General features: G+C 59.3%; 15 protein-coding genes. 8 read left to right on the plus strand and 7 right to left on the minus strand.

All coding sequences use genetic code 11. The annotated features are described in order from the left end of the window. Positions 1 to 6: 6 nt before the first annotated feature. From D0544_RS12425 to D0544_RS12435, 3 genes are read left to right on the plus strand one after another with little or no spacing between them, the layout of a single operon-like run. The gene (locus D0544_RS12425; RefSeq protein WP_125016611.1) at positions 7 to 1,176 is read left to right on the plus strand and encodes an ABC transporter ATP-binding protein; all 1,170 of its coding nucleotides are present in this window, start codon (positions 7 to 9) and stop codon (positions 1,174 to 1,176) included. Then, complete coding sequence (locus D0544_RS12430) at positions 1,173 to 2,072, plus strand: ABC transporter permease subunit (protein WP_125016613.1); 900 nt, start codon at positions 1,173 to 1,175, stop codon at positions 2,070 to 2,072. Before D0544_RS12425 ends, D0544_RS12430 begins: the two co-directional genes overlap by 4 nt. Next, the gene (locus D0544_RS12435; RefSeq protein ID WP_125016615.1) at positions 2,069 to 2,896 is read left to right on the plus strand and encodes an ABC transporter permease subunit; all 828 of its coding nucleotides are present in this window, start codon (positions 2,069 to 2,071) and stop codon (positions 2,894 to 2,896) included. Before D0544_RS12430 ends, D0544_RS12435 begins: the two co-directional genes overlap by 4 nt. A 62-nt stretch (positions 2,897 to 2,958) precedes the next feature. Here D0544_RS12435 and D0544_RS12440 read toward each other — a convergent pair whose 3' ends face one another. The 4 genes from D0544_RS12440 to D0544_RS12455 form a co-directional block, all read right to left on the minus strand. Beyond that, on the minus strand, positions 2,959 to 4,338 hold the full coding sequence (locus D0544_RS12440; RefSeq protein ID WP_125016617.1) for an FAD-binding oxidoreductase: 1,380 nt from the start codon (positions 4,336 to 4,338) through the stop codon (positions 2,959 to 2,961). A 146-nt stretch (positions 4,339 to 4,484) separates the two neighbouring features. Further along, the gene (locus D0544_RS12445; protein WP_125016619.1) at positions 4,485 to 5,168 is read right to left on the minus strand and encodes a Crp/Fnr family transcriptional regulator; all 684 of its coding nucleotides are present in this window, start codon (positions 5,166 to 5,168) and stop codon (positions 4,485 to 4,487) included. A 177-nt stretch (positions 5,169 to 5,345) separates the two neighbouring features. Beyond that, positions 5,346 to 7,124 carry a DEAD/DEAH box helicase gene (locus D0544_RS12450; protein WP_125016621.1) on the minus strand — a complete coding sequence of 593 codons (1,779 nt, stop codon included), beginning with the start codon at positions 7,122 to 7,124 and terminating at the stop codon, positions 5,346 to 5,348. 104 nt (positions 7,125 to 7,228) lie between these two features. Then, positions 7,229 to 7,462: a hypothetical protein gene (locus tag D0544_RS12455; protein WP_125016623.1), complete on the minus strand. Its 234-nt coding sequence runs from the start codon at positions 7,460 to 7,462 to the stop codon at positions 7,229 to 7,231. Between the two features lie 223 nt (positions 7,463 to 7,685). Between D0544_RS12455 and D0544_RS12460 the strand changes: the two genes are divergently transcribed. From D0544_RS12460 to D0544_RS12480, 5 genes are all read left to right on the plus strand, one after another. Continuing rightward, the gene (locus D0544_RS12460; RefSeq protein ID WP_164880922.1) at positions 7,686 to 7,850 is read left to right on the plus strand and encodes a Kazal-type serine protease inhibitor family protein; all 165 of its coding nucleotides are present in this window, start codon (positions 7,686 to 7,688) and stop codon (positions 7,848 to 7,850) included. Positions 7,851 to 7,977: 127 nt separating this feature from the next. Continuing rightward, positions 7,978 to 9,231 (plus strand): acyl-CoA dehydrogenase family protein, encoded by a 1,254-nt coding sequence (locus tag D0544_RS12465; RefSeq protein ID WP_125016627.1) that lies wholly within the window; start codon positions 7,978 to 7,980, stop codon positions 9,229 to 9,231. A 59-nt stretch (positions 9,232 to 9,290) separates the two neighbouring features. Then, on the plus strand, positions 9,291 to 10,106 hold the full coding sequence (mutM, locus tag D0544_RS12470; protein WP_125016629.1) for a bifunctional DNA-formamidopyrimidine glycosylase/DNA-(apurinic or apyrimidinic site) lyase: 816 nt from the start codon (positions 9,291 to 9,293) through the stop codon (positions 10,104 to 10,106). A 76-nt stretch (positions 10,107 to 10,182) separates the two neighbouring features. Further along, the gene (locus tag D0544_RS12475; RefSeq protein ID WP_125016631.1) at positions 10,183 to 10,809 is read left to right on the plus strand and encodes a 1-acyl-sn-glycerol-3-phosphate acyltransferase; all 627 of its coding nucleotides are present in this window, start codon (positions 10,183 to 10,185) and stop codon (positions 10,807 to 10,809) included. A gap of 113 nt (positions 10,810 to 10,922) precedes the next feature. Beyond that, on the plus strand, positions 10,923 to 11,207 hold the full coding sequence (locus D0544_RS12480; protein ID WP_125016633.1) for a multidrug transporter: 285 nt from the start codon (positions 10,923 to 10,925) through the stop codon (positions 11,205 to 11,207). Between the two features lie 51 nt (positions 11,208 to 11,258). Here D0544_RS12480 and D0544_RS12485 read toward each other — a convergent pair whose 3' ends face one another. The 3 genes from D0544_RS12485 to D0544_RS12495 form a co-directional block, all read right to left on the minus strand. Then, positions 11,259 to 11,507, minus strand: coding sequence for a YfhL family 4Fe-4S dicluster ferredoxin (locus D0544_RS12485; RefSeq protein ID WP_125016635.1), 249 nt, complete (start codon positions 11,505 to 11,507; stop codon positions 11,259 to 11,261). A gap of 50 nt (positions 11,508 to 11,557) precedes the next feature. After that, positions 11,558 to 12,046: a pantetheine-phosphate adenylyltransferase gene (gene coaD / locus D0544_RS12490; protein WP_125016637.1), complete on the minus strand. Its 489-nt coding sequence runs from the start codon at positions 12,044 to 12,046 to the stop codon at positions 11,558 to 11,560. 110 nt (positions 12,047 to 12,156) lie between these two features. Continuing rightward, entirely contained in the window at positions 12,157 to 13,761 is a 1,605-nt protein-coding gene (locus tag D0544_RS12495; RefSeq protein ID WP_125016638.1) for a GMC family oxidoreductase, read from the minus strand. Positions 13,762 to 13,799: the final 38 nt, after the last annotated feature.

A 13,799-nucleotide genomic window follows, 5' to 3' on the forward strand; every position in this document is an offset into this window, starting at 1 on the left:
CGAATCATGGCAGTTTCATCGGAGTTAAACTCTTCCGGACAATCTTCTGAAGCGAGTAATAGCATTCAGGACACACAACAAAAAGAAAAACCAACGCTGTTATCGATTGAGAAGATCACCAAGCAGTTTGACGAGACGAAAGCCGTTGATGATGTCTCTTTGACGATCAAAGAAGGTGAAATTTTTGCACTTTTGGGGGGCTCTGGCTCAGGCAAATCAACGCTGTTGAGAATGCTGGCTGGTTTTGAAAAGCCTACCGCGGGTCGAGTTTTCTTGGACGGGGAGGATATTACCGACCTTCCGCCTTACGAGCGCCCGATCAACATGATGTTTCAGTCCTACGCCCTGTTTCCCCACATGAGTGTGGCCGACAACATTGCCTTTGGCCTCAAGCAGGATCGAATTCCTAAAGCTCAGATCAAGCAGCGGGTTGATGAGCTACTGGCCCTGGTTCATATGTCCGAGTACGCGCGTCGCAAGCCTCACCAGTTATCCGGTGGTCAGCGTCAGCGAGTGGCACTGGCCCGCAGCCTGGCGAAGCGACCCAAGCTCCTGCTGCTGGATGAACCCATGGGTGCCCTGGACAAAAAACTCAGAACCCGGATGCAGCTGGAGGTAGTCGAGATCCTGGAAGAGGTGGGTGTGACCTGTGTGATGGTAACCCACGACCAGGAAGAGGCCATGACCATGGCCGACCGCATCGGGATCATGGACCTGGGGGAGATCGTACAGGTGGGATCACCGGTCGATATTTATGAAACCCCCAACTCACGCATGACCGCCGAATTTATCGGATCGGTCAATATTTTCGATGGCAATATCCTCGAGGATGAGGCGGGATACGTCACCGTCCAGCCCGACGATATGCCACAACAGATCTACATTAACCACGGTATCACCACCCCTGAAGATAACCTCCGAGTCTATGTGGCCATTCGCCCGGAAAAGATCGAGATCACCCGCGAGCAGCCCGAGCATGAGACCAACTGGAGCGAGGGCGTGGTCAATGATATCGCCTACCTGGGTGGCCACTCGGTTTATTACATCAAGCTGGCCTCTGGAAAAGTTGTGCAGTCCACCTTCTCCAACGTAGAGCGCAAGATGGGACGGCCAACCTGGAACGACAAGGTGTTTATCAGCTGGGGACCTGAAAGCTGCGTGGTGCTGACCTCATGAGAATCAAGAAATACATACCCGGCGGGCGCACGCTGGTTATTGGCATACCCTATACCTGGCTGGCGCTGTTTTTCATGGTGCCCTTTGCACTGGTTGCCAAGATCAGCTTCTCGGAAGCGCAGATCGCCATTCCGCCCTATAGCGATGTTTTCCGCTATGTGGATGAAACCCTGACCGTTGTCCTTAATCTGGGCAATTACCTGTTCCTGACCGGCGATGATCTCTATATCGCCGCTTACTGGGGCTCGGTGCAGATCGCCTTCATCTCCACCCTGTTATGCCTGCTGCTGGGGTACCCCATGGCCTACGCCATGGCCCGTGCGGACGACAAGTTGAAGACCGTACTGCTGTTGCTGGTGTTGCTCCCCTCCTGGACCAGCTTCCTGATCCGTATCTACGCCTGGATCGGTATCCTCAAAAATAACGGCCTGATCAACAACCTGCTGATGGGGTTGGGAGTCATTGATGATCCGATCATCATGCTCAATACCAACTTTGCGGTTTACGTGGGTATTGTGTACGCCTACCTGCCCTTTATGGTGCTGCCGCTGTACGCCAACCTGGTGAAACTGGATGGCAGCCTGCTCGAGGCCTCCTCCGATCTGGGTGCGCGCCCCTGGAAGACCTTCCTGACCATCACCCTGCCCCTCTCCAAGGCGGGTATTATCGCCGGCTCCATGCTGGTGTTTATCCCGGTGGTGGGTGAGTTTGTTATCCCTGAGTTGTTGGGCGGCCCGGAAACCCTGATGATCGGAAAGGTGCTCTGGCAGGAGTTCTTCAACAACCGCGACTGGCCGATTGCCGCTGCCCTGGCGATTGTGATGCTGGCGCTGCTGAGTGTGCCGATCGCCTGGTTCCATCACTACCAGTCTAAAGAGATGGAGGGTGCCGCATGAGAAAGTTATCCTTCTCCAGTGTGATGCTCTGGTGTGGGCTGGTCTTCCTTTACCTGCCGATGCTGATCCTGGTGATCTACTCCTTTAATGAGTCGCGCCTGGTGACGGTATGGGCCGGTTTCAGCACCAAGTGGTATGGCGAGCTGTTCGAGGATCCGCAGCTGATGTCGGCGGTCTGGATGAGCTTGCGTATCGCCTTTGGCTCCGCCTGCATGGCGGTGATACTGGGTACCATCGCCGCCTTTGTGATGGTGCGCTTTCGCCGCTTCCCGGGTAAAACCGCCTTCTCCAGCATGATGACCGCGCCGCTGGTTATGCCCGATGTCATTACCGGTCTCTCCCTGTTGCTGCTGTTTGTGGCCATGGCGCAGATGATCGGGTGGCCGGCAGACCGGGGGTTCCTCACCATCTGGATTGCCCACACCACCTTCTGCATGGCCTATGTGGCGGTGGTGGTCTCCTCCCGATTGCGGGAGATGGATATTTCGGTGGAGGAGGCGGCCATGGATCTGGGGGCCACCCCGCTGAAAACCTTTTTCCTGATCACTATCCCCATCATCGCGCCGGCTCTTGTGGCAGGTTGGCTGCTGGCCTTTACCCTATCACTGGATGACCTGGTGATCGCCAGCTTTGTCTCCGGTCCGGGCTCGACCACCTTGCCGATGGTGGTGTTCTCCTCGGTGCGGCTAGGGGTAACGCCCAAGATCAACGCGTTGGCCACCTTGATTATCCTGACGGTATCCATCGTTGCCTTTATCGCCTGGTATATGGCTCACCGCAGCGAGAAACGCCAGCGGACCATGGCCAGCAACGCCGGGGAATAGCCGGCAGGCCCCTAAAAAAACACCGGCCATGAGCCGGTGTTTTTTTTTATCCCTGAGGGGTGCTAGATCACCTTGCCAGGGTTAAGCAGGTTTTTGGGGTCCAGGGCCTGCTTGAGGGTTTTCATCAGCGCTATCTCCACATCGCTGCGGGAGCAGGGTAGGAATTGGCGTTTTTCGAGGCCTATGCCATGCTCCGCCGATACGGAGCCGGCGAGGGGCACCAGCTTTTCGTAGACCAGGGTTTCCACCGCGTGGCGGTTGGCGTCGGTGTCGGCACCGGTGGTGATGATCAGGTGCAGGTTTCCATCGCCCATGTGCCCGAACACCAGCAGGCGCGCCTCGGGCCAGCGTGAGAGAAGTGTGGTCTCAACCTCTTGCACGTACTGCTCCATGGCTTTGATGGGCAGGCTGACATCGAAGGCGATCAAGGGGCTCATCGCCTGAACAAGGGTTTCGATGTCATCGCGCATGGCCCAGAGATTATCGGCCTGGGTTTCGGACTGGGCGATAACGGCGTCAAGTAGGGTGCCTGACTCCAGCGCCTCACCAAGGATCTGTTCGAAGCGCTGTGCGTCTTCATCGGCACTGTTACCTGTGGCTTCGATCAATACGTAGTAGGGGAGGTCGGTAGGCATGATCACCGGGTGCTTACCGGTCTGCTCGGTCATCAGGCGGTAGAAGTTACCCCACATCACCTCGAAGGAGCTGAGCTGGCCACTGAGGCTGGCACTGAGCTCGCGCAGCAGGATCGAGAGCTGGGCAAAGCTTTCGACGCCTACAAAGGCCGTGTTGCGCGAGCGGGGAAGGGGGTGCAGCCTTAACACGGCACGGGTGACGATGCCCAGGGTTCCCTCGGTACCAATGAACAGATGTTTGAGGTCATAGCCGGCGTTATTTTTCAGCATTTGGTTCATGGAGGAGAGCAGGGTACCGTCCGCCAGTACCGCCTCCAGGCCAAGCACCTGTTGGCGCATCATGCCGTAGCGAAGCACGCTGTTGCCCCCGGCATTGGTGGCGATATTGCCGCCAATGGTGGCGGTGCCGCGGGCACCCAGATCCAGGGCAAAGAGCCACCCCTTGTCGGCCGCGGCCTCCTGCACTTTTTGCATGGGGGCGCCGGCCTGAACAACGAGGATACCGGCCTGCTCGTCGAACTCCTCAATAGCGGTCATGCGCTCGAGGGAGATGGCAATCTCGTGGGGTTGGGCCGTGGCACCGTTGACCAGGCCGGTGAGGCCTCCCCAGGGCACGACGGGCTGGTCGTTGCGGTGGCACAGCGCCATCACCTGCGACAACTCTTCGGGGGTGGCGGGACGGACAATCGCCCGGGCTTCGCAGCTTCCCTTACCCAGGGACATGGCAGGTCGTTGGGCAACGTCTGCACCGAGCAGTAAGCCCGCGTCGCCGACGATGGCATGAAGATCCTGAAGAATGGTTTCCATAGGCGCCCTTTTTGTTATTGATCGGTGGAAGGATCTCAGCTCCGGCTCAAAACTGAGCGATAACTGTAGCCTACAGGGTAGGGGGTTAGCGCCGGAAAGTCTGCCATGTAGATGACAGTGTGGCGCAGGCCAACGGCTTTGGTGAGTTACTCCGGTTCATCCTGTTGGGCGAGCATATGCAACTGGTGCGGATCAATGATGCGGATATGTCCGTAGTGATAGTCGAGCACGCCGTCGTCTGACCACTCCTTAAGCAGTTTGTTGACCGCCTGGCGGGTGGCGCAGACCGAGGAGGCCAGCATCTCCTGGGTCAGGTCGAGTTCAATGTAGCCCTCCTTTGAGGGACGCCCCGCGAAGGATTGCAGGAAAAGGATCTGGTGCGCCAGCCGGCGCCGAAGGCGGAAGAAGGCACCGGATTCATACAGGCTGATCATCTCCCGGGTGCGTTGACACAGATGCTCACAGAGTACGCGATCGATCAGGGGATAGAGGGTACGTAGCGCCTCGAAGTCGGCGTAATCAAGCCGGTGGAGCTCGACGGTGCCAACGGCAATGGCGTCATGGGGGCGAGGCCCCCTATCGAGTACGGAGAGAAAGCCAAAGCAGTCCTCGGGTCCATAGATGACGTAGGTGGCCTCTTTGCCGCGCTCAGAGACGGCCCGCAGGCGTACCGAGCCGCTGATGATCTGGTACTGGTTATCCCCCACCTCACCGCGTCGGTAAATGTAGTCGCCGTCATTGAAGGTTTTGCGGCTCATGCGCTCGTGGATGACGTGGCGAAGGGAGGGAGGGAGGCGCTGGATCCAGTTGGCTGAGAATGGAGTGGTCATGGCAGGATTAGGGGCAGTGGTTCAGAGGCCGGGGAACCGGTGGCTGTACGCACCGATAAGGAACGCAAAAGCAGCCGCGGGTGACCATCCATGCTAGCGTGGGTGGCAAGGGGCTAGCAAGGCCACGGCCCATGAGGAGAGGTTCCTGGGCGCCGGATTGGCGCCCTTTGGCTCTGGTTAGCGCGGTTTTTTGGCTTTAGGCTTGGCGGCTTTGGCCGGCCGCTTTGCAGGGGCCGCTGAGCTAGTCTCGGTGCTGGCTCCCAGGCGACGGATGTTGAGCTTCTGCTGGCAGACCCAAGTACGGCGCAGCGCCTCAAAGGTCTCTTTAGGCATACCCTCCGGCAGGTCGACCGTGCTGAAGTCGTCGAAGATCTCGATATGGCCAATAAACTGACTGTCGATCTCGGCCTCGTTGGCGATGGCACCCACCAGGTTGCCGGGCTTTACGCCATGCTCGTAGCCCACATCCACCTTGAAACGCTCCATCACTACCTCGGGGTGGTCCTTGAGGGGCAGCGGCCGGTCAGAGGTGGACTTGGGTTTCTTGCGCTCGTCGTTCCGTTTGGCCCGTTCCGGGCGCTTTGCAGGGGCGGCATCAACCACTCTCACCGACTCTTTGCGGGGTTTTGGCTCGTTCTCATTAAGCAGGAAGGGCTTGCCCTTCTGGGTGAGGCTGGCGAGGGCTGCAGCGATCGCCAGGGGGTCGATCTCCTGGTCCTCGCTGAGTTCTGCCACCATGCGGTGATAGAGATCGATGTTTTGGTTCTCGAGGGTATCGAGTATCTGCTGCTTAAAGCGGCTGATGCGGTGCTGGTTGATATCAACCGCCGAGGGGATCTCCATCGGGGCGATGGGCTGGCGGGTGACCCGCTCAATGGTTTTCAGCATACGGCGTTCGCGGGGGGCAACAAACAGCAGCGCCTCACCCTTGCGACCGGCGCGACCGGTTCGACCGATGCGGTGCACATAGGACTCGACATCGTAGGGGATGTCGAAGTTCACCACGTGACTGATGCGCTCGACATCGAGCCCGCGTGCCACTACATCGGTGGCGATAAGGATATCGAGTGCCCCCTTTTTGAGGCGGTCAACGGTACGCTCACGCTGGTTTTGCGGGATGTCGCCGTTGAGCGCCTCGCAAGCATAGCCGCGAGCCGAGAGCTTTTCGGCCAGATCAACGGTGGAGGTTTTGGTGCGCACAAAAACCAGCACCGCCTCAAAGGGCTCCACCTCCAGGATACGGGTGAGGGCATCCAGCTTGTGCAGCCCGCTCACCTGCCAGTAGCGCTGGCGGATGGTTTTTGCGGTAGTGGTGGCCTCCTGGATACTAACTTCCTTGGGGTCGCGCAGGTGACGCTGGGCGACCCGCTTAATCTGGGCCGGCATGGTGGCGGAGAAAAGCGCGGTTTGCCGGCTGGAGGGGGTGTGCTCAAGAATCCACTCGATATCATCGATAAAGCCCATGCGCAGCATCTCGTCGGCTTCATCCAGTACCAGCGACGTGAGACCGTCGAGTTTCAGGGTGCCGCGGCGGATATGGTCCATGACACGACCGGGGGTACCCACCACCACCTGTACACCGCGCTTGAGGTGCTTAAGCTGTTGGTCGTAGGCCTGGCCGCCATAGATGGGCAGGACATGGAAGTTAGGCAGAAAGCGGGCATAGGTCTGGAAGGCCTCGGCCACCTGAATCGCCAGTTCGCGGGTAGGCGCCAGAACCAACAACTGAGGGCTCTGCAGGTTCACATCAATGCGTGAAAGAAGCGGTAGGGCAAAGGCTGCGGTTTTACCGGTACCGGTCTGGGCCTGGCCCAGCAGGTCGTGACCCTCGAGCAGAAAGGGGATGCTTTGGGCCTGAATGGGGGAGGGCGTTTCATAGCCTACCTTTTGCACGGCTTGCAAGACGGCGGGGGCAAGCCCGAAAGAGGCAAAATCGGTGGCGTGGTCAGCAGACATAGATGGGGAACTCGCGTGGTGGCAGAGCGGTACAGGAGGCGGGCCGCTTGGCCTGAGTGAAAAAGGGGCGCAATTATAGCAAGATAAGTGCCAGAAATCTTCTGCTAACTGATGGCGCGATCAAACCCAGTATAGACGCAGAGCCGGTTTGCCCGGCAGATTTTAATGGGAGGAAGAGCGGGGGAGGGGGGGCTGATGGAGGTGCAGGCCTGCTCGATCATACGTTGGGTGATCGGAAGCTCGTTTCCCTGATCGCCGATCAGCGCCATGTAAGTGACATTCTGGGGAAGGGACAGAGGCGTGATGGCAAACGCAGGGGTCGGTTTAGCCTGTGTCATAGCGAGCTCCTGGTGGGTTTGAAATCCATCTTAGGTGAGAGAGATGAAGGTTTTGTTAAGCGCGCCGGATTTCTGAGAGGCTGTTAATGGCGGTCGAAATAAGTGCCCGCTATGATGGGGTGAGACAAACAGAAAGGTGAGTATGATGCGTTCTTTAGGGGTAGTAATGGTCACGATAATGCCTGTATTGGCAGGTTGCATGGGGCCCACGGTGACAGAGGATATGCTGACATGCCCCGAGGACCGGTCCGTATTCCAGATCTGCACCATGGACTACAACCCGGTCTGCGGGCTGCGCAAGGATGGTACCGAAAAGAGCTACAGCAACTCCTGTGGGGCGTGCAGCGACACCCAGGTGCTGGCTTACCAACTGGGGGAGTGCCAATAGGTTCATAGCGGAAGGAGGGGCTCCTATAGGCTTTGTGAATGAGGGGTTATTTTCCTAACCCCATGCCCCCGCCCGTAGACAGCCGGTACAATTTGCTCATCACTGATGACCTGTGCCGGAGGGCGATATGTATTTCAAATTTAACGAGCAGACCGAGCAGTTAAAAGCCCGCTTGCAGAACTTTATGGATGACCACGTTGTGCCCCGGATTGGCCAGTGGCACGAAGAGGTTGAGCAGCAGGGTATCTATCCGCCCAGTTTTATGGAGGATCTCAAGGCGCTGGCTCGTAGCGAGGGGTTGTGGAATCTGTTTCTGCCCGGGCTGCGGGAGGATGAGCCAGGGACTCGGTTGAGCAACCTGGAGTACGCCCCCCTGGCTGAGATTATGGGGCGTGTCCCCTGGTCTTCCGAAGTGTTCAACTGTAATGCTCCCGACACCGGCAACATGGAGCTGCTCCATATGTTTGCCAATGAGGAGCAGCGGGAGTCCTGGTTGAAGCCCCTGATGGAGGGGAGTATCCGTTCCGCGTTTGCCATGACCGAGCCGGATGTAGCCTCCTCGGACGCGACCAATATCCAGACCCTGATCCAGCGCGATGGCGACCATTATGTGATTAACGGTCGCAAGTGGTTTATCACCGGTGCGGCACACCCCAACTGCAAACTGCTGATCGTCATGGGGCAGACTAACCCCGAGGCAGAGGTGCACCAGCGCCAGAGCATGGTGCTGGTGCCGATCGATACCGACGGCGTCGAGATTGAACGTAACATCACGGTGATGAATCACCACTCGCCTGAGGGGCATTGTGAAATCCTGTTCCGCAATGTGCGGGTGCCGGTAAGCAACTTGCTGGGTAGTGAGGGGAGCGGTTTTGCCCTTGCCCAGGCTCGCCTCGGCCCTGGCCGCATTCATCACTGCATGCGCACCATCGGCATGGCAGAGTTGGCCCTGGAGCTGATGAGCGATCGGGTGCAAGAGCGCAAGGCCTTTGGTCGCTACCTGCACGAGCACGGAACGGTGGCCGAGTGGATTGCGCTCTCGCGTATGGAGATCGACCAGACTCGCCTGCTTGTGTTGCGTGCTGCCTGGATGATGGATGAGGTGGGGGCCAAGGCGGCTCGCAAGGAGATCGGTATGATCAAGGTGGCGGCGGGGCGCATGCTGACACAGGTCGCCAATCGGGCGATACAGGCCTTCGGGGCTATGGGGTTGAGCCCGGACACGCCTCTGGCCAATATCTGGTCGGGCGGTCGTATGTTGCAGTTTGCGGATGGTCCCGATGAGGTTCACCTGCGCAGCCTGGCGCGCATGGAGCTGAAGGATCGGGCGGCCCGTCGGGGTGACTCAGCACGCTACATGACGCTGCCTGAGCGGCGCTAAGCGCTGGTGACTCCGGCCCTGGATTTGGTACGCTGGGGCCATTACACAGGAGTCGCCGGATGCCCGAATTACCCGAAGTTGAAACCACCCGTCGCGGCATTGCCCCCTATCTGGAGGGGGCAGAGGTGGAGGCGTTCGAGGTGCGTGAGCCACGCCTTCGCTGGCCGGTAGAGGCGGCCATTGCTGGTCGCATCCAGGGGCAAAGGGTAGAGCGGGTGGAGCGTCGGGGCAAATACCTGCTGGTCCAGTTTGCCGAGGGGACCCTGCTGATCCACCTGGGGATGTCGGGTAGCCTGCGGGTATTGATGCGGGATACACCCCCCGGTAAGCACGACCACGTGGATATCTGCCTGAAAGACGGCCACCGCATCCGTTTTTGTGACCCTCGCCGTTTCGGCGCCATGGTGTGGACTGAGTCGCCAGCCAGTCAACACCGGTTACTGGCCTCCCTTGGGCCGGAGCCCCTGGGGTCGGAGTTCGATGGGGACTACCTCTACAGACGCAGCCGCGGTCGGCGCAGCCCCATAAAAAGCTGGCTGATGGATAGCCACGTGGTGGTCGGCGTAGGCAATATTTACGCTAACGAGGCGCTGTTTCAGGCGGGTATCGACCCCCGACGAGCAGCCGGCCGGGTCTCCCGCCAGCGCATGCGGTTACTGGCTACCGCGGTAAGGGAGGTGTTGGCGTCGGCGATCGAGCAGGGGGGTACCACCCTCAGGGATTTCGTTGGCGGGGATGGCAAGCCAGGCTATTTCAGCCAGCAACTCCATGTTTACGGGCGCGGGGGGCAACCCTGTACCCGCTGTGGTGAGGCGCTGGTGGGTGTTCAGCTGGCCCAGCGCAGCACCGTATACTGTCGGTACTGCCAACGTTAGTGCGGCAGCACCCCTAACAACAATAAACCCTAATAAAGGGGGCCCAGGAGCCCCGTGACGATTCAGGTAACAGTCGATGAGCAGTAACTATTACCCCCGCAGCCCCTTCGCCGAGTGGGCTGGCAATACCGTCCTTAAAACCCTCGGTTGGCGAATTGACGGCGAACTTCCAACCCTGCCCAAATACGTGGCGGTGGTGGGCTACCACACCTCCAACTGGGACTTTGTGATTCTGATCGCTGCCAAGCTGGTAATGCGCCTGCGGGCTCGCTGGTTTGGCAAGCACAGCCTGTTTAAATGGCCTTTGATGGGTCGCCTGTTCAGGGCCTGGGGAGGGATTGCCATCAAACGCCATCGATCCCACGGGGTGGTAGAGCAGGCGGTGGAGGCGTTCGATCGGCATTCCCACTTTGTGCTGGGACTATCCCCGGAAGGGACGCGCTCCTTGACTCGGGGGTGGAAGGCGGGTTTTTACCACATTGCCCGTGGGGCCCAGGTTCCTATTCTGCCAGTAGCGCTGGATTTTGAGCGCAAACGCATTGTGGTGGGCGAGGCGAGGATGCCGGCACAGACCTATAGGCAGGAGCTGGAGCGGCAGCTGCGTTTTTATAACCAGTTTCCCCCACGCTACCCGGAGCGGGCCTGGCGGGGGGAGGAGGAAGCACCCACCAGCTCACAAAAGCGAACGCTGACCGGGTGTTAACGAGCATTGTTGTAGAACTTTGTTATAGTTAGTACTCGACCGGGCAACCCCGGTAAGACGGACAGCTGGAGGGAACGGAGATGCGAGGTTTAAGATCAAAGGCAGTGGCGTGGATGACCGTCCTGCTGACCACCACCGTACTGGCAATGCCTGCCAGGGCTGCGGTTGATGACCGGGCCGCGAATGAAAAAGACTTGAAAGCCTATCGAATGGCCGCTGAAGTGGTGGTACGTCCGGTGTCGTTTGGCCTGCTGGTGCTGGGCTCAGCCGCCTTTGTGCTGACCCTGCCGTTCTCGGCGCTCGGAGGCAATGTGGGTGAAGCGGCCGACAGTCTGGTGGTGGGCCCCTTCGATGCCACTTTCAGGCGCTGCCTGGGATGCACCGAACGGGAGTTTTGAGGGTCCTGTGCGATGGGGTGAAGTGATGGCTTCACCTCCACCGCAACCCGCTCAAGCGCTGGTGATGATGTTGTATTTCTCCTGCAGTTCCTCCTGGGTCTCCTCGTGGTCGGGATCTTTGGGGATGCAGTCTACCGGGCATACCAGTACACACTGGGGCTCGTCGTAGTGACCCACGCACTCGGTGCAGAGGTTGGGGTCGATCTCGTAGATCTCCTCCCCGGGAGAGATTGCACTGTTGGGGCATTCGGGCTCGCACACATCGCAGTTGATGCATTCGTCGGTAATCATCAGGGCCATAAAAGCTTCTCTTCGTTTTTCCTGCGCCTTATCGGCGACTTTATAAATAGTTAGGCAGTGGCGCCATGAAAGCGTTCCTTGAGGGCGGTTTCCACGACCGGGTGAACAAACTTGGATACGTCTCCGCCAAGGGAAGCGATCTCCCGTACCAGTGTTGAGGAGATATAGGAAAACTTTTCGGAGGGGGTCAGAAACAGGCTCTCCACCGAAGGGGCCAGTACCCGGTTCATATTGGCCAGCTGGAACTCGTACTCGAAGTCGGATACCGCCCGCAGCCCCCGCAGGATGACGTTGGCGTTGCGCTGGGTGACGAATTCGGCCAGCAGGTTATTGAAGCCGATCACTTCTACATTGCTCAGGTGTGAGGTCACCGATTCTGCGAGCTGGATGCGAGTCTCCAGATCAAACAGGGGCTTTTTCTTGGGATTGTCTGCTACCGCGATTACCACCTTATCAAACAGGCGAGCAGCGCGGTTAACCAGATCGCCGTGGCCGTAGGTGATCGGATCGAAGGTACCGGGATAAATGACGGTATTCATCGTATCAGCAGGTTCCGTATAGGGTTAGCCCGAATAGGGTTCAAAGGATGGGGATGGTAGCCCAAACACCGCTCCGGTACAAACTCCATACCCCTTGAACTCGCCGGGGCTCAGCCCGGCGGGCGGTCGCCCAGCTGTTTGGCCAGGGCGGTGGCCTGTTTGCAAGCCAGCCCGTAGATGGAGAGCTGAGGGTTGGCACCGATGCTGGTGGGGAAGGCAGAGCCATCAAAAACACTGAGGTTTTCCAGTTGGTGGTGACGCCCCAGTGAGTCGATAACGGAGTTATTGGGATCCCGCCCCATCATGCAGCCCCCCATCACATGGGCACTACCCACCATCATGCGATAGGCCTGCATGGGCAGGCGGTCAATCTGCTCGCGTACCTTGCTGAGTGAGTCGAAGTACTGGCTGTCCTGATGACTGGGGCGCACCCGCTGGGCGCCGGCGGCAAACTGGATCTCCGCCATGCTGTGGAGTGAGCGCCTGAGGCCGTCCCACAGGTAGTCGGTGAGGGGGTAGTCGAGCACCGGTGTGCCATCGTTGCGCAACTGCACGTTACCCCCCTGGCTGAGAGGGTGAAAGCCGTCCCGCATCAGTGCCAGCATTACATGGGTATTGGGCAGGGCCTCCATCACCTGGTGCAGCGAGTCGCCGGTGGTTTTGAACAGGGCCGCGGTTAGTGCCGGTTGCAGGGGAGGCACTTCGAGCTTGTAGGAGAGGGGGCCGGTGACGCCTTGATCCCACTGGAAGTGGTCCGAATAGACCGATTGGGGAGCGCCGTAATAGCCCTCCACCGGGTCGGGCATCTGCGCATAGCTGAAGGAGACCGGGTGCAGGAAGGTGCGCCTGCCGAGCAGGCTACTGGGATTGGGAACATTGGAGCGGATCAGTAACGCGGGGCTGCCGATGGCGCCGGCGGCGAGCAGGAAGTGGCGGGCCCGAATGCGCAGGGTGACGCCAGTGGGCTTGGCGCAGCGACTGTCCATCGCCGAGCAGACCAGCTCGGTGACCCGCTCTCCCTCCCAGCGCAGGTATTGTGCCCGTGCCAGGTAAAGCAGTTCCGCTCCCTGCTCAAGGGCCGCGGGTATGGTGGTTACCAGCATCGACTGCTTGGCGTTGGTGGGACAGCCGGTACCACAATAGCCGAGATTCCAGCAGCCACGCACATTACGCGGGATGATCGCGCTGCTGTAATTCAGTGCTTCGCAGCCTCGGCGCAGCAGGTCGTTGTTCTCATTGGGCGGCATCGCCCACTGCTCGATACCCAGCCGCTGCTCCATGCGCTCGAACCAGGGGGCCATGGCCTCCGGCTCGAAGCCGTCGATACCGTAGTGGTCGCGCCAGTGCTCCAGGGTCGGGGCTGGAGTACGAAAACTGGAGGTCCAGTTGACGACGGTGGTGCCGCCCACCGCTCGCCCCTGCAGGATGGTGATGCCGCCATCCTTGGTGGTTCTTGCACTGCCTTCCTGGTACAGGTCGGCGTAGGCGGTCTGCTCATCCATGTTGAAATCGTTGGAGGAGCGCAGCAGCCCCTCCTCCACGATCAGCACCCGCAGCCCGGCCCTGGCCAGAATCTCGGCGCTGGTCCCGCCTCCGGCTCCGCTGCCGATGATCACCACATCGGTTTCAAAGCTGTGGTCCTGCTCAAAAAGGGCACCCTTGTGCACCTTCCAGCCCGACTCGATACCGCGGCGGATAGGGTCATCAATCGCCATGGTCGATCTCCCGTAAATAGTGGTTGTGCGTATGGTAG

Source organism: Aestuariirhabdus litorea (assembly GCF_003864255.1).
Taxonomy (GTDB): domain Bacteria; phylum Pseudomonadota; class Gammaproteobacteria; order Pseudomonadales; family Aestuariirhabdaceae; genus Aestuariirhabdus; species Aestuariirhabdus litorea.